Here is a 16,169-nt window from a genome sequence, read left to right as displayed (position 1 = left end):
GTCTTTTCTAACATAGGTTTCAATGGATTTGTAGGAGAGAAATATGTGTTTTGCCTATTGAGATACAGAAACTTATTGTATTTCATTCTACATGACTACCAAAGACCAACAGGTAGCTTGTAATTATTAAGATATAGATATGAGCAGCTAGACAAGGCCGTTGAAAATGCTAGGAAACTAGAGTTTTCTTCTGGAGCTGCTCTATATCTTGTGGTTACCATGAATGGTTTGTTGAACATAGAACGTCATTACTTTAACGAGAGTACAAAGGTGTTTTTTAATGAGAATTCTTTGATACTTAATGTGGGTTTAAATAATGCACGCTTTCGCGAAAGCGGAACCGCAATAAATGCCATAGTAACGGATAAGAATATTCAGATACGACCTGGTAATTTTGTTATTCTACAAATGACAAATGTTCAAAATAAAGATTTTAAATAAGATATAGAACTCCTACATTTGATACCTGAGCATAAGATTAAGAAAACCAACTATTAATAAAGTACTAGCTTAATGAAAAAATATATTTTAGGATTACTAGCCATAACAGCATTATTTGCTTGTAAAGAAGAGGTGAAAGAAGAAACACTTGCAAAAAAAGATGAGGTTAAAGAATACACTCCTATCCAGGATAAAGACTTAGAAAATGCAGTGATATATGAAGCAAACATAAGACAGTATTCTCCAGAAGGGACTTTTAATGAATTTACTAAAGATATTCCAGAACTTAAGGAACTAGGTGTTAAGGTAATCTGGTTGATGCCTGTTTTTCCTATTTCAGAAAAGAATAGAAAAGCAAAAGCTGACTTAATGGTAGAGGATATTAAGGACCCTAAAGAAAGAGAGAAGTATTTAGGTAGTTACTATGCGGTAGCAGACTATGAAGAAGTAAATCCAGATTTAGGAACGCCTGATGATTTAAAGAATCTTATAAAAACAGCACATGATAATGGTATGTATGTGATCCTGGACTGGGTTGCAAACCATACAGGATGGGATAATAGATGGATTAAAGAATATCCAGACTTTTTCACCAAGGATAAAAATGGTAAAATGATGCATCCTGAAGGTACAGACTGGACAGATACTGTAGATCTTAATTATGATAATAAAGACTTGTGGACGTATATGACACAAGCTATGGCGTCATGGATAGAAAGATATGACGTAGATGGTTTTAGATGCGATGTGGCTCATGAAGTTCCTACTGAATTTTGGAATTATGCGACTAAAGAATTAGAAGACCGCAAACCCTTATTTATGCTAGCAGAGAGTGAAAAGAAGGATCTTTTTAAAGAAGCATTTGATATGGGGTATAATTGGGAAGGACATCATTTAATGAATGAGCTGACTAAGGGTGACTTTGATGTTAAAGAATGGGATTATTACATGGAACGAAATGAGAAAAATTATGAGAAGGATGATATCTTAATGAATTTTATCACTAATCATGATGAGAACTCATGGAATGGATCTGTAAAAGAAAGAATGGGATCTAAGGCAAATACCATGCTTACATTTAGTTACATGATACCTGGTATGCCATTAATTTATTCTGGTCAGGAGTATGGTATGGATTACAGATTAAAGTTTTTTGAAAAAGATACTATCCCTAAAACTAAAGGGGAGACTTGGGATCTTATGAAAAAACTAGGTGAGTTAAAAAACAATAATGCCGCACTTAATGGTGGTAAAAACCCTGCTAGTTATACCAGACTAGAAACAAGTAATGATAATAGTATTTATGCTATTAAGAGAGAGAAAAATGGAGATGTTATTTATTACATTGTAAATTTATCTACAGAGAGAGAGAAAGTAAAAGTAAAAGGCTTGTCAGGTAGAATAACTGATGCGATACGTGGTGGTAGTGTTGATTTTAATGAAGGTGACTTTCTTGATTTTCCACCGTATGGATATCGTATTTTTACTGTAGAAAAATAATACGGTTTTCAACAAAAATGTAAAAAATGCTTCTCATTTGGGAAGCCTTTTTTTATGATATCTAGTGTCAGTCATAGAATTAAGAGTAGTATGCCATGAAGTTACTTATGTGATTATTCACTTTGCTTTTTATCTGAATTTTTAGAATTCATGTATGCTAATATGTATCAAAAAGTAAAAAGTGAAACTTTCGTGACAATTTTATTGTAATTATGCAAATATCATAGAGTAATTGTCATTTTGTAAAACCTGAAGAGGGAAGTTTTACGTATGTAATGCCGTAGTTTCTATTCCATGAATGCGAGCTTATTTTGAATGATAAAAATGTAACGGTTAAAATTAAAAATTGATTTTTAAGAAATCTTCTCATACTGCTATTCTAGTCTTTGCCGCTTCTGGTAAGAAAGATGCGTGGCGTAAAGGTATTAAAGGCGGTGATGTGCTTTTTGATACACTTACAGATCAAACGGTTGCTCTAGCGAGTAAAACTGGTTTACCATATTTTGTACATACAGAAAAGCAACAAAAGGGATTTGATTTTGGTTCTAGGCTAAGTAATTCTATTCAGGCAGTTTTTGAGCAAGGATATGATAATGTAATAGCCATAGGTAATGACACGCCGCATTTAAAATTATCACATTTTAAACAGGCTATTGGTAACCTAGAACAAGGGGTTGCTACAATAGGTCCTTCCCAAGATGGTGGTTTTTATCTTCTAGGAATTAATAAAGCTACTTTTTTAAAGGTAGAAAATAAAGAAAATAAAGAATCTAGCTTTTCTAAGTTACCTTGGAAAACGTCTCGATTAACATGTTCTCTTACAGATAGTTTTAGTAACGGTCTAGTTTTATATAAAATGCTAGATAAGTTAATAGATCTAGATGCAAGTGTAGATTTAAGGGCGATTTTAGATTACTCATTATCTTTAAATGAAATAATACTTCAACTCATTTTATTATTAGTTGAGAGCGATAAAAGTATAGCGTCTAATAGTAGTGTCCTTTACTTAATTAAGGATGCTGATGTTTATTATAACAAGGGATCTCCTTGTTGTTAATGTCTATATGTATTTATAAGCGCGTGATTTAGAAAATAAATTTGCGTGCATTTTTATCACTTTACTTTTATTAAATGAAACAATTATCCTTTTGGGTAATGCTACTTATGTGCATTACCGCATTCTCTCAAGATCTAACAGTTACCGTAACTGATTTCTCCACTTTTCAAGGTTTACCTGAAATTAAGGTTACTTTAATTAATAGCTCTAGAAATATTTCAATGGAGCAAACTACTGATGCTTCAGGAAAAATAACTTTTAAATCTTTACCTACCATCAATGGTTATGTGGTAAAATTTGAAGGTAACGACCAGTATGAATCTGCAGAAAGTTCTGTTATTAACATACGTTCTAATGAGAACCCATCTGTTGTATTAAGTATTCTCTCAAAAAACGATGATAATACATTAGATACTGTTGTTATTAACTCGCAGACTAGTAACCGTATTAACCGTCGTGATGCTGAGGTTTCCTTTGAACTAGAAGCTGCCGAAATTCAAGAAATACCTGTAGAAGGTCGTGATATCACTAGAGTTCTATACCGTCTACCTAACGTTACACAAGCAACAGGTTTCTTTCCAGAAGCGCCTAATGTAAGTGTAAATGGAGCAAACCCATTATTCACATCATATACTATTGATGGTATGGATAATAATGAACGATTTTTAGGAGGGCAGAGATTTGCGATTCCTTCTGGTTTTGTAAATGACATTACTGTTTTTACTAATAATTATAGTGCAGAGCAAGGTCTAACAGAAAATGGTGTTATAGACGTTACTACAAAGTCAGGTACCAATAAATTAACAGGAGAAGCCTTTTTTATCACACGACCAGGTCCTAGTATAGATGGTACTAGTCAGTTTGCACAAAGAGATTTATCTGGTAATCAGGTTAAAGATGGATTTGCTAGATATCAAGCAGGTGTAGGAGTAGGTGGTGCTTTAGTAAAAGATAAAACCTTTTATTATTTGAACATAGAACATACTACAGATGTAAAAGATAATTTATTAACGTCTCCACAATTAGGAGTGGCAGAAACTGTTGAAGGAACAAATACCTTTAATTATCTATCTGCAAAAATTGATCATAAATGGTCAGATAGTTTCCGTAGTTCATTGAGAGCAAATGTAGGTTTTGTGGATATAGAACGTCAGGGTGGTGGACTAGATGGCGGTGCGTTATTTCCTAGTGCAGGAGATACGCAAGAAAGAAACTCTATCAACATCGCTTTAAAGAACAGTTATAATATAGGAGATGTATTTGCCGAATCTAACATTCAGTACTCTCGTTTTAGATGGAATTATTCTCAAGCAAATAACTTTGGTAGTCCTCAAGTAACGGTAAGAAATCCAGCAGATGAAACCATAGCTATTATTGGTAACCCAGGTTATATTTTTGACGCTTTAGAAAACACAGTGCAATTTCAACAGAAATTTAAATACTACTTAGATAACCACTCTCTTAAAGCAGGATTAAACTACATACGTGGTGATCATGAATTATTAGGTGGTGGTAATCCATCAGGTAATTATACGGTAGATTTAACTCAAGCTCAATTAGATGCATTAAGAGCAAGAAATCTAGGTGGCGCTCTTAATATTAACGACCTACCATCTGACGTAGAAGTGACTAACTATGGTGTAGAATTAAGACCAGCACAATACGGTACCGACCAGTCTATTTATTCTGTTTATGCAGAAGATCTTTGGTCAGTTTCAGATCGTTTAAACGTGACACTAGGTTTGCGTTATGATTATGATAACCTTTCTAAAGGTGGTAGTGACGAAGGTGATAAAAACAACTTTGCACCTCGATTAAATTTAAACTATAAACTGACAGAGAAAAGTAGTCTACGTGGTGGATATGCTGTTTCTTATGGTAAAATACCATATGCAGTATATAGTGATGCTTTACAACAAAACACAACTAGTGAAGATTATCAAGCGCAAATTCAGGAATTTGTAGATTTAGGAATACTTCCTTCAGACACTAACATTGATAGAGTAACCTTTGATGGTAACCTTACTGCAAACGTAGCAGGAGTATCTTACCTTAATGGACCTACTGCAGCATCTTTACAAGATCAACGTGAAGGTGTTTTCTCAAATGAGAGACGTATACTTAATCCTAATGGATATGATAATCCATACTCACACCAGTTTGCTATAGGATATCAAGTACAGGTAGAAGAAGATAAACTGTTCTTTGTAGACCTTATTCATAATAGAGGTGAAGATCTTTTAAGATTAAGAAACTTAAATGCCGCTGCAGAGTATACGGTGGATCCTGATAACGTAGTAGTAAGAACACAAGCAGAGGCTGATGCTACACGACCTATTCCTATTTCTAATAACAGTGCCGTAATAGACGGGCAGACTAGAACTGGTGTTGCTAGAAGTGTTGTTATTACAGAAAATGGTGGTAAATCTCGCTATTATGCTGCTAGTTTTAATTTACAGAAATCTCGTGGAGAGGACAACTATTCTTACCGTGTTAACTATACACTAGCTAGTTTAAAAAACGATACAGAAGATATTAACTTCCGTGCACAAGATGGTAATAACTATGGAGATGAATATGGAGCATCTATCAATGATAGAAGACATAACATAAACAGTATTTTTAATTATTATCCACTAGAAGGAACGACCATAACACTTGCAAACATCCTGCAAAGTGGACAGCCTATTAACCGCATTCCAGATGCTTTGTTATATGGAACAACAGATTTAAATGGTGACGGTAGTGGTTTTGGAGATGCATACCAGGGTAATAGTGATCGTTCTCCGGGAGAGGCTCGTAATAACGACCGTCTTCCATGGTCCGTTAACTTTGATCTAGGTGTACAACACCAGTTTAAACTTAAAGGCGATAAAAAACTAGAACTAAGAGCAGATGTCTTTAATGTTTTTAACGTAGAGAATTTGAGTGGTTATAGTAACAACGCAACACAGTCTAATCAAATTCAGGCAGGTCCTGCTTCTAGTGGCCGTTTTGTCCAGCGCAACGCAGGTCCACCTAGACAGTTTCAATTTGGTGTTAGATATTTGTTTTAGAAAATTGAAAAGTTCCGCTTTCGCGAAAGCGGAACTTTTATCAAGCTTAATATAAGATGTAAAGAATCTATGAAAAAAGTACATATTTACCTTATCCTAATCACAGCGGTTTTAATAACCGCTTGTGGTGGTAAGGAAAAGGAAGAAAATTCTATAGATCTAACTAGTGCTAGCTGGGAAGAAATAGAAAAAGAAGCGCATGGTAAAACTGTAAACATGATGATGTGGAGCGGTGACCCTAAGATTAATTCTTACATGAAAAACTATGTCGCACCAGCGATGAAAGAACGTCATAATATAGATGTAGAATTATCTAACGGTCAGGGAAATGCAGTTGTGCAACTGATCATGACAGAAAAACAAGCTGGTAAAAAGAGTAACATAGACATGATGTGGATTAATGGAGAGACATTCTACCAGTTAAGACAGGTTAAAGGTTTATACGGTCCATTTGTAGATCAATTACCTAATGCGCAATACATAGATCTAGATAACCCATTTATAGGAACAGATTTTCAAGAACCTATTAATGGCATGGAAACACCTTGGGGAAATGTGCAAATGACTCTTATTTACAACAGTGATAACGTGACTGATTTACCTCAATCACGTGAGGATTTACTTGATTTTGTAAAAGCAAACCCAGGTAAATTCACCTTTGATAATCACTTTACAGGATTAACCTTTTTAAAGGCTTTATTAATCGATATCGCTGGTGGTAAAGATGCACTAGCAGGAGATTTTAATGAAGAAAAGTATAATAAGTACAGCGCTCAATTATGGAGTTATGTTAAAGAATTACAGCCTTATCTATGGAAAAATGGCGAGGCATTCCCACAAAACGTGGCGCAAATGCACCAGCTGTTTGCTAGTGGAGAGTTGCTGTTTACCATGAGTAATAATGATGCTGAGGTAGATAACAAAATTAATGAAGGTGTTTTTGCAGCATCTTCTAGAGCTTATGTACCAGAATTCGGTACCATACAGAATAGTCATTATTTAGGTATAGCAAGTGACGCAGTAGATAAAGCTGCGGCTATGGTCATGATTAATTTTATGATCTCGCCAGAGGCACAATTAGAAAAGCAAAATCCAGATGTGTGGGGTGACGGTACGGTTTTAAAATTGGATAGATTATCACAAGAATTCCAAGAGAAATTTCAAAACATACCTTCTAGAAAACAAGCTCCTAACAGAAAAGATATTCAAGAAAAAGCACTTCAAGAGTTAGCACCTGAGTACATGATAAGACTAGCCGAAGATTTTAGAACAGAAATTATAAATAGTTAGATAGAAGAATACAATTTAAGAATAAGTTAAATAGGTGTATATTATTTACCAGTTCATTTATTCTTGTTCAAAATTAATAGCATTTTTTATTTATCATATTAAACAATAATAACGCAACATAAAATATTGAAATTTAAGTCAAAACATATCTCCATTACTATTTTTATCCTATTTGCAGCAGTGCCTGTTCTCTTAGGGTTTGGATATGCTTTGTTGTATAGTTTTGGGCTTACAGGTATTTTAAGTGAAGGTTTTACAACAGAGTATTGGGAGAAAACACTACTAGCTACAGAGTTCTGGAAGTCCTTAGGTTTCAGTCTTTTTATAGCTGCAGTAGTAATGACTACTTCGTTGTTCTTTTCTTTATGGATAGTAATCTCGTGGACTAAGAATTTATATAAAGGACTGCTGTCTTATGTGACCTATTTGCCACTAGCATTTCCTGCTATTGTAATGGCATTTTTTAGCTTTCAGTTGCTTTCTAAAAGTGGTTTTATAAGTCGTGTCATTTTTAATTTAGGATGGATAGATGACCTAAGTCAGTTTCCAGACTGGACTAATGATGCTTATGGAGTTGCAATTATATTCAGCTTGTGCCTACTGATCACGCCGTTTTTTATCATTTTATATTCTAATTTATATCAAAACGAGCGCATTCCAGAACTTAAAGCACTTGCTCAAACCTTAGGAGCAAAGAAAAATCAAATCACTACCAGAATAATAGTACCTATCTTATTAAAAAAGAGTGCTTTTACAATTATGTTGTTTCTCATATTTGTGATGGGAACTTATGAAATACCGCTATTGTTAGGTAGACAAGATCCATCTATGCTATCGGTTTTTATAATTCAAAAACTTCAAAAATTTAATCTGGCAGACATACCACAGGCATATGCGGTGTCAGTTATTTATATACTTTTAATAGCAACCTTAATAGCGGTAGTTTATAAAACGAGACCAGCATTCTTTAATCCAGAAAAAAACTGATGAAGAAAGCCCTCCAAATATTATTTATTCTATCGATCTTTTTCCCGATCGCATTCCTGCTATTACTTAGTCTAGGACGCAACTGGCCGTATCCAGAATTGTTACCGCAATCACTGTCCCTAGAAAACTGGGAGTTTTTACAAAAGTCAGATAGTAAACTATTGCAAACATTTTTCTTGTCTCTAGGTATTTCTATTCTAGTGGCAACGGTAACTACTGCGCTTGCTTTTATAACGAGTAAACATATCGCATTGAGTAAATACCGCAATAAATTAATGCTGCTGGCATACATTCCTTATGTGTTATCGCCAGTTATACTGGCAGCGACACTACATTTCTTTTTTATATATGCTGGTATATCAGGTAACGTGAGTGGTGTGTTGCTAGCGCAGTTTTTTATAGCATATCCCTTTGGAGTTATTATTCTCAATAACTTCTGGAATCATAAAACTAGAGCGATAGAAGAGCTATCTAAAACATTAGGCAGCAGTAGCTGGCAAACGTTTAAAAATGTTTTATTACCCATTTCAAAAAACGCATTGTTACTATGTTTTTTTCAAACATTTCTAGTATCGTGGTTTGAATTTGGGCTCACTAACTTAATAGGAGTAGGAAGCGTGCAAACCTTAACGGTGCGCGTTTTCAGCTTTGTAAATGAGGCAAATATATTTTATGCAGCACTAGCGAGTTGTTTATTAATACTACCACCCATGATTCTTATATGGATCAATAAGAGATACATATTTGCCACAGAAACCGTAATTTAAGACCATTGGAACCACTTTTACACATAGATAATATTACCAAAAGCTTCGGCAGTGAGACCGTTTTACACAACGTTAGTTTTATGCTGCAAGAACATGAGGTGCTCAGTGTTTTAGGAAAATCAGGTAGTGGTAAAACGACTTTATTAAAAATATTAGCTGGATTAGAAAAAGAAGATGATGGTACTATTTCGCTTTCGCGAAAGCGGATGAACGACACGCCACCTAATAAAAGAAACATAGTTTATCTATACCAAGAACCCTTGCTATTTCCTCACCTTAATGTTTCAGAGAACATAGCATTTGGTTTAAAGATACGTAAGCAATCACCAGATGTGATTAAAACTAAGGTGGAGCACATGCTTGCAGAAATAGGTCTAGAAGAACATGCAGAGAAAATGCCTCACCAGCTTTCTGGTGGACAGAGACAGCGTGTGTCATTTGCAAGAGCATTAATCATTGAGCCCAAAGTATTGCTGTTAGACGAGCCATTTGGAGCGCTAGATGCTGAGACTCGTGTGCAAATGCAAGAACTATTTAAAAAGCTCTCTAAGAAAATGAAGCTTACTTCTATATTCATTACTCATGATTTAAAAGAAGCACTGACTATGGGAGATCATATAGGTAAAATAGAATTAGGTCATTTTAAAAGATATGAATCTAAGCAAGATTTTTATGATGACGTAGATAGCGGTGCACAACAAGAGGCTGCTTTCTGGAAACAGTTTAATTAATAGCGATTTAAAACAATTAAAATAAAGAAAGACCGTGGCACTTCTTTCTTATAGATAGAGTACCTCGACATGAGGAAAATGGATTGCTAGCAACAGTCTATAAAAAGATAAAATGATGACAGAAATTAAAAAAGATTTTAACCATTTACAGTCCTTATACTGGGTGTTTACACAGCTGTGTAATGACGATTGTGACCACTGTTATAATGATTCAAGTCCATTTGGGAAACGTATATCTCAAGAAGACTGTATGGCGATAATCGATAATATGCCAGACCATATAGAGCGTATTATCTTAAGTGGTGGTGAGCCTCTAGCCGATATTAAACTGCTACATGCTATTCTTGATAAAATCCAAGACAAGTATAAAGGTAAGACCCAAGTAATGATCCAGACTAACGGTGATTTATTAAATCCTGCAAAGTTACAAGTCCTTATAGATAAGGGTGTTTCTAGATTTGACATCGCATCTATAGATAGATACCATAAAAAAGCTGGTGGTAGATTAATGGAGCTAGCAGATATTTTTGATACTTGTGGTGTGGTCGGTACAGAAAAAGATCCGCTTATAGAAGGTGGTCATTATCTAGCCGAAAATCCTTTAAGTTGGGGTTATTGGGGTGCTAGTGAAGAAATGTGGTTAGGTGGTAACTGGGCCAGAGGTAAAGCGATGAAGCACGATATATGGATGAAGGATCCTGAGCATAACTTTTGTACCATTTTAAGTGGTGCAAGAAACTTCTTAGGTGGTCATGAAGATATACCTAACGAGATAAGCATACAGTTATGGCGCATTAATCCATGTTGTCCAGGTACACATTTCCCTATGGGAGACGCACGTAAACAAAAGGTGAGTGAGGTACTGGATAGAGCAAGTAAGAACTTTGTTTTTAAAATGCTTAATGAAGGTGACCCACTTAAAATGGGATTAAAACTAGGTGTCTCTGAAGCAGATGCAAAAATTAAGAATGAAGAACTTAAAAATATCTGTCTATACTGTGATCATTTCTTAAAATGTAATAAAGATAAAATCTTCAATAAAGATGGCGTCATGGCAGACGTTGTTGAATAACACAATAATGTAATAAAAACTTTAAAAGCAAGGTGTTAGATATGCTATTACCTTGCTTTTAAAGTTTCATATAGAGTGCTATTTATCATAAGTAATAAGATAAGCTAGTTTTCCTTACTAGGCTTTATTTCTTAATTTTGTCATTTCTCTTAAAATCAAAATATGATTCCAGACTGGTTTTACAAATTACTTATCGTCATGTGTGTCATAAGTTTGTGCATCTTAGGTTATAAAATCGCCGACGGTGAACAAAACCGAAGTTTTATCTGGTTCGGCTTTTTATTCTTAATGGCTATCTGGTATGCATTAAGGCAATTAAGAAGTAATAAATAAGCTTTTAAACTTTTATTAACCAGCATTCTATAAGACAGTTGGTATAAAACGATTATTTTCACAACATGGCAATTTTTAAACGTGATCCTTGGATTCTCGACATTTATCGTACGTATAGTGGTGCAAACCATTTGTATATACGTGGTCGCGCGCTAGAAGACCAGCCATTAAAACATTATGAACAACAGACCTTGTATCAGACGCTGCGTAATACCTGGCGTACTTTTGCTACAGATGAGATAAGAAATGCTCAGGTAAAATTAACTTTGCCTAACGGTAAGTTTTTTGAAGTAAAAGCAGACCACGAAGGCTATTTTCTCTTCAATATTAAAACTGATATAGACCTTGATGCATTAACAGATAAAGAAGGATACTTATCCTTTACGGTTAGTTTTGATGAAGATAATTCCGCTTTTGCGAAAGCGAAACGACAAAAACGTCTCAAAATAAATAAATTCTCTGGAGAGTCATTAATACCTCTAGAAACTGCGGCTTATGGAGTTATAAGTGATATAGACGACACTATAATGCATACTGGTGTGACTAGTTTTCTTAAAATGCGAGTGGCTTTTAATACCTTTTTTAAGAATTATGACCGTCGTTTACCCTTAAAAGGTGCTGCTAGTTTTTATCAATTATTACATAGAGGCTCGTCAAGTAACGATCAAAACCCAATGTTCTATTTGAGTAATAGTCCATGGAATTTATACAAATACCTAGAGAAATTTCTTGACTTTCATGGGTTTCCTAAAGGACCTATTTTATTGCGAGATTTTCCGACTCCATGGGATAGAACGCCCAAATTAAAACGACCTCATAAAGAGCACGAACTTATCAATATCTTAAAACACTATCCACATATGAAGTTTATTCTTATAGGTGATAGTGGAGAGCACGATGCAGATTATTATAAAGACGTCGCACAACAATTTCCTGATCGTATAATGGCTATTTATTTAAGGTCTGTAGATCACAAAAAGAAAATGTTGAGAGTAAAATCCATTGCCGACGGTTTTACCATATGTCCTATGTTATTAGTAAAAGAATCTAAAGAAGCCGTTACTCACGCTCGTGAGAATGGATGGATTGTGTAAGAAGCTGAATTCTAAAGAAGATTCAAGAAATTAGATTCAGGAATCGAGATTTATTTATAGCGATTCTGCTCTGCAGCGGAATGACAAATCAAAAATCAGATATCGTTAATCTCCAATCTTTTACCCTAAAATTCCATTCTGTTTTTTATAGAAAGCATCGGCTTGTTTTTGCATGAGTTCTCTTGCTATTTTCTTTTTGTAGGTATAGAGTTCGTCCTCGTCTGCGATGTCTTTATAGACTCGGTTATTTAATTCTTTATCAGTTTGTGTAAGTACGGTTTGCTGTTGCTTTTGTTGTGTTACCCATGATATAACGAGATCTTCTCGCTCTGCATATTTGTAATCATACTCACCTCTAGGGGATAATAATTTGGCAATGATAGGAGATGTTTCTATGGCTAGAAACAGTAAGAAGATAAAAAATGATGTGATAAAAGGCAATTTATTTAAGGCTTCAATACGCGCCATGAGTCCGTCTACGTTTTCTATGATCGGTTGTGATGCGGCTAGTTGTACCGTTTCTTTAGTGTTTAAGTCGGCTAGTTGTAATTCTATGGCCGCTATTTTATCGGCATTTGAAGCTTTTAGTTCTTTAAGTTCTGCCATAGCAGCATCATGCTTTTCTCGTTTCTCCTTGTAAACCGGTCCTTTTCCTAGTTTGTTAGTTCCAGATGTTCCTTCGGCTTCTGTAATATACGTGGAGTATAAGGCTTCTACTTCGGCTTCTTTTGTGGTGATTTCAGATTTTAATTCTTGTATCGCTTTCGCGAAAGCGGACTCCTCAACAGCAAATAAACTAGCAACTTGCTCTTGATTATTTAAGGTCATCGCGTTTTTCTCTTCCAGAAGAACCTGATCGATTTCTTTCTCAAATATTTTTAATTCAAGAGGTTTTGAAATCACAACAGCAATAATAAGTGCTAAAACAATACGAGGTGCCGCCTGCCATAATTCATTGATTTTGCGATCACTTTTCTTAAGTGTAGAAACAATGTAACGATCCAGATTAAAGATCAATAAACCCCAAACCAATCCAAAAGCACCGGCTATCCAGTAACTATCAAAAACGGTAAATAGCGCATAACTGGCTGCAAAAAATGCCATAAGTGCGGTAAAGAAAACCGTTGCGCCTATACCGGCATACTTATTACGCTCGCCTGCGCTGCACTGATCAAGTAACTCAGCATCAGCACCGCTGCAAAAGATGAAAAAAGATTGCATAAAAAAACGTTTATAAAAGGGTTGTCTTTTATAAACGCTTGAAATTGTGGATTGTTACAGTTAATATTAAATCTTAACTATTAATTATTAATTACTTTTTAAATCTACTAGCAACCCCTCGTAAAAATATCTTTTGGTCCCATAGCTGCATCATAAGTATAAATCATTATGACTTCTTTATCACTAATTTTGTCTAGATAAATTTTCCAGTTGTCATTTTTTAAAATGATAAATAGTGCGTCTTCATGACTCTTTATTCTACCATCCACATAATAATCGTATTTATCTTTATGAATGTTTATAATATCAACAGGGTCACCTATTAATGTTTGGGCGGTTTCACTTTTTGAAGACCCTTCTTTTAAATGTTTTTCTACATCTTCCCATGTGCTACCTTTGACTGCTTTTTTATCTTTCTTATATATGCTTTTAACCCATTCATTTACTTCTTGCGCTTTTTGTTGAGCACTATATCCTTTATCAAAATCTTTTACCCATGTTATAGTATCGTTACTGGTACTTTTAAAATCATAATCTGGGTGATTTTCATTAAAATACATTTTCAAAGAATTCACTCCATTGACTGGCATGATCTGTACTCCTTTGTTTCCGTTTTTTTCTATGAATTCTTTTGCCTTCTCTTTGGTAACTTTTATGTTATTAATGTAATAGTTCATATTATCACCAGAGTTTTTTATATAATCCATAGGATTTGCAGGTGGCGGTGGCGGCGGTAAATCTTTTTGATCTAGATATTCTACGGTTTTATCCTTCACATCTATCTTATTTCCCCAGCGATCATAAAAAGCCTTTTCATTATTTTTTAAGGTATAATAGTGAATTCTACCATCTACTTTTATATATCCGTGATCTTCAGACGGAGAAGCTGGCGGCGGCGGTGGAGGAATATCTCCTGGAGTCATATCATTATCCCAATATAAATAAGGCCATGGTTCATTTTCTGCTTTTTGCTGGTCATTCATAGAATTAAAAATAAGTTGCATGCGTTTTGTGTCTTCTTTAAACACTACTACGTGGCCTTTTTCTTCTATAAATTTTTGATGCTTTTTTGCTTGAAAATTATATTCTTCAATGTCTTTAGAAGTTACATTTTCAAGAACTTCAATGATCTCTATCTCTTCATCTGTTCTTCTTATTTCATAACCTTGACTTTCAAAATCTTGAAGCTCATCCAAGGAGTTATAAATATCTATTTGATCACCATTGATCTTATAGTAATGAGGTTCTCCGTTTATGACGATTTTACCTTCAGGATCGTTAGGATCTACTATAATGTACTTTTTGTTTGAATCGTCTTCTACGATTACAATTTCTTCGATTTCTTGAAATTCGGTTTCTTCCTTACCACAACTTATAATAAGTAAGGCAAGAATAGGTATAAGCGCTAGACTTCTTAGGACTAGGCTGGTATTTGATGTATGTGTTTTCATGATATTAAATCTTTTTTTGATGATAGGAAATGTAAACGTGTTTGCCATCGCCTGTTGGTAGCTAGTGGTAGCATGTTTTAATAAAACCTCTTGATAGGATACCGTAGAGATTCCTTGGTTTAAAACAGCGCTGTCTGCAAGGAATTCATGATTCAGCTTTATGGAATACCTGATGATGTATAACAATGGGTTGAACCATAGGACAATTAAAAGCAGCTCAATAAATAGTATGTCTAGTGAGTGCTTTTGATCTAAATGCGCTTTTTCATGTTCTAGAATAACCGTGGGTAAGTTGTTGGATTCATGGTCTTTCTTTGAAATAAAAATGCGCTTGAGAAATGAATGCGGTATAGTCAGTTGATTGCGCAAAATAAGTTGATAAGCTTTGTAAGAACTGATCTCATCTTCTTGTTGGATTCTAAAAGAGCTCAAATTCTTGCCAAAACGCCACAGCATAATTGCAACACCTATAACGTAAATACCACTGAATACATAAAACCAATTGATCTCAAAACTAGGCTGATCTACCATAGTTTCTGTTAGTACTAGAGGACTATAATTTACAAATGGAATTTCTTCCATAGGTATAATTACAGTTTTGACAACTATAAAAGGTATGATCAACGATATGATAAGTGCACCTATCAAATAGAACCTTTTAAAAGTATGCCATGAAGTATTTTCTATTAAAAGCTTGTAAGCTAACCATAAAGTAAACAAGCAAGCTGTAGAGTTGATTAAGAAATGTTCCATAACTACTTATCTTTTATTTGTTGATCGATAATTTTTCTAAGTTCTTCTAACTCGTTTTTAGTCAAGTCGGTTTCCTTAGTAAAGAACGAGGCAAATTGTGAAGCGCTATCATTAAAGAAATTCTTGATCAACCCATTTACATGTTTAGAGAAATAGTCACTTTTCTTAACCAGTGGTTTATACTGACGGCTTTTACCAAATAGTTCATAGCCTACAAAGCCTTTGTCTGTCATACGTTTTAAAAGAGTAGCAATAGTTGTGGTTGCTGGTTTAGGCTCTTCATATTCTTCTAACAGTTCTTTCATAAAAGCTTTTTCTAGCTTCCATAAATGACTCATAAGATCTTCTTCGGTTTTTGATAATTTCATTTTCTCAATAATTTATTAGAATCCAACTCTACAAATGTAGAACAATAT

The 16,169-nt window shown here is 34.5% G+C and carries 14 protein-coding genes; 11 read left to right on the top strand and 3 right to left on the bottom strand.

Annotation, left to right across the window (positions count from 1 at the left end):
• Positions 1–219: 219 nt before the first annotated feature.
• The 11 genes from LY01_RS15210 (at position 220) to LY01_RS00580 (ending at position 12,328) form a co-directional block, all read left to right on the top strand.
• On the top strand, positions 220–441 hold the full coding sequence (locus LY01_RS15210; protein ID WP_211289254.1) for a hypothetical protein: 222 nt from the start codon (positions 220–222) through the stop codon (positions 439–441).
• A 72-nt stretch (positions 442–513) separates the two neighbouring features.
• Positions 514–1,941 (top strand): alpha-amylase family glycosyl hydrolase, encoded by a 1,428-nt coding sequence (locus LY01_RS00620; protein WP_104513882.1) that lies wholly within the window; start codon positions 514–516, stop codon positions 1,939–1,941.
• 346 nt (positions 1,942–2,287) lie between these two features.
• Positions 2,288–2,998 carry a DUF2064 domain-containing protein gene (locus LY01_RS00615; RefSeq protein WP_104513881.1) on the top strand — a complete coding sequence of 237 codons (711 nt, stop codon included), beginning with the start codon at positions 2,288–2,290 and terminating at the stop codon, positions 2,996–2,998.
• A gap of 74 nt (positions 2,999–3,072) precedes the next feature.
• A complete protein-coding gene (locus LY01_RS00610; RefSeq protein ID WP_104513880.1) occupies positions 3,073–6,054 on the top strand; it encodes a TonB-dependent receptor in 2,982 nt (993 codons plus the stop codon).
• A gap of 69 nt (positions 6,055–6,123) precedes the next feature.
• A complete protein-coding gene (locus tag LY01_RS00605) occupies positions 6,124–7,344 on the top strand; it encodes an ABC transporter substrate-binding protein (RefSeq protein WP_104513879.1) in 1,221 nt (406 codons plus the stop codon).
• A 126-nt stretch (positions 7,345–7,470) separates the two neighbouring features.
• Positions 7,471–8,331, top strand: a complete 861-nt coding sequence (locus LY01_RS00600; protein ID WP_146080350.1) for an ABC transporter permease subunit — start codon at positions 7,471–7,473, stop codon at positions 8,329–8,331.
• On the top strand, positions 8,331–9,098 hold the full coding sequence (locus LY01_RS00595; protein ID WP_104513877.1) for an ABC transporter permease: 768 nt from the start codon (positions 8,331–8,333) through the stop codon (positions 9,096–9,098). Before LY01_RS00600 ends, LY01_RS00595 begins: the two co-directional genes overlap by 1 nt.
• A gap of 5 nt (positions 9,099–9,103) precedes the next feature.
• Entirely contained in the window at positions 9,104–9,829 is a 726-nt protein-coding gene (locus LY01_RS00590; protein ID WP_104513876.1) for an ABC transporter ATP-binding protein, read from the top strand.
• 112 nt (positions 9,830–9,941) lie between these two features.
• Positions 9,942–10,901, top strand: coding sequence for a radical SAM protein (locus tag LY01_RS00585; protein ID WP_211289253.1), 960 nt, complete (start codon positions 9,942–9,944; stop codon positions 10,899–10,901).
• A 162-nt stretch (positions 10,902–11,063) separates the two neighbouring features.
• Positions 11,064–11,234, top strand: a complete 171-nt coding sequence (locus tag LY01_RS15055; RefSeq protein ID WP_170034452.1) for a hypothetical protein — start codon at positions 11,064–11,066, stop codon at positions 11,232–11,234.
• 65 nt (positions 11,235–11,299) lie between these two features.
• Positions 11,300–12,328, top strand: coding sequence for an App1 family protein (locus LY01_RS00580; protein ID WP_104513875.1), 1,029 nt, complete (start codon positions 11,300–11,302; stop codon positions 12,326–12,328).
• Between the two features lie 120 nt (positions 12,329–12,448).
• Here the strand turns inward: LY01_RS00580 and LY01_RS00575 are convergent, their stop codons facing one another.
• The 3 genes from LY01_RS00575 to LY01_RS00565 form a co-directional block, all read right to left on the bottom strand.
• The gene (locus LY01_RS00575; protein ID WP_104513874.1) at positions 12,449–13,549 is read right to left on the bottom strand and encodes a DUF4407 domain-containing protein; all 1,101 of its coding nucleotides are present in this window, start codon (positions 13,547–13,549) and stop codon (positions 12,449–12,451) included.
• A gap of 107 nt (positions 13,550–13,656) precedes the next feature.
• Positions 13,657–15,753 carry a M56 family metallopeptidase gene (locus tag LY01_RS00570; RefSeq protein ID WP_104513873.1) on the bottom strand — a complete coding sequence of 699 codons (2,097 nt, stop codon included), beginning with the start codon at positions 15,751–15,753 and terminating at the stop codon, positions 13,657–13,659.
• A gap of 2 nt (positions 15,754–15,755) precedes the next feature.
• A complete protein-coding gene (locus LY01_RS00565; RefSeq protein WP_104513872.1) occupies positions 15,756–16,121 on the bottom strand; it encodes a BlaI/MecI/CopY family transcriptional regulator in 366 nt (121 codons plus the stop codon).
• Positions 16,122–16,169: the final 48 nt, after the last annotated feature.

The organism is Nonlabens xylanidelens (assembly GCF_002934445.1).
Lineage (GTDB): Bacteria > Bacteroidota > Bacteroidia > Flavobacteriales > Flavobacteriaceae > Nonlabens > Nonlabens xylanidelens.
Note: the sequence above shows the minus strand (reverse complement) of the source record. Positions and strands in the feature narration are given on the sequence as shown.

What these genes read in the sequence shown, in the direction of transcription:
- LY01_RS00565 (WP_104513872.1), bottom strand. Translation starts at nt 16,121, where the DNA reads ATGAAATTATCAAAAACCGAAGAAGATCTTATGAGTCATTTATGGAAG.
- LY01_RS00620 (WP_104513882.1), top strand. Translation starts at nt 514, where the DNA reads ATGAAAAAATATATTTTAGGATTACTAGCCATAACAGCATTATTTGCT.
- LY01_RS00595 (WP_104513877.1), top strand. Translation starts at nt 8,331, where the DNA reads ATGAAGAAAGCCCTCCAAATATTATTTATTCTATCGATCTTTTTCCCG.
- LY01_RS00575 (WP_104513874.1), bottom strand. Translation starts at nt 13,549, where the DNA reads ATGCAATCTTTTTTCATCTTTTGCAGCGGTGCTGATGCTGAGTTACTT.
- LY01_RS15210 (WP_211289254.1), top strand. Translation starts at nt 220, where the DNA reads ATGAATGGTTTGTTGAACATAGAACGTCATTACTTTAACGAGAGTACA.
- LY01_RS00570 (WP_104513873.1), bottom strand. Translation starts at nt 15,753, where the DNA reads ATGGAACATTTCTTAATCAACTCTACAGCTTGCTTGTTTACTTTATGG.
- LY01_RS00585 (WP_211289253.1), top strand. Translation starts at nt 9,942, where the DNA reads ATGATGACAGAAATTAAAAAAGATTTTAACCATTTACAGTCCTTATAC.
- LY01_RS00605 (WP_104513879.1), top strand. Translation starts at nt 6,124, where the DNA reads ATGAAAAAAGTACATATTTACCTTATCCTAATCACAGCGGTTTTAATA.
- LY01_RS15055 (WP_170034452.1), top strand. Translation starts at nt 11,064, where the DNA reads ATGATTCCAGACTGGTTTTACAAATTACTTATCGTCATGTGTGTCATA.
- LY01_RS00580 (WP_104513875.1), top strand. Translation starts at nt 11,300, where the DNA reads ATGGCAATTTTTAAACGTGATCCTTGGATTCTCGACATTTATCGTACG.
- LY01_RS00610 (WP_104513880.1), top strand. Translation starts at nt 3,073, where the DNA reads ATGAAACAATTATCCTTTTGGGTAATGCTACTTATGTGCATTACCGCA.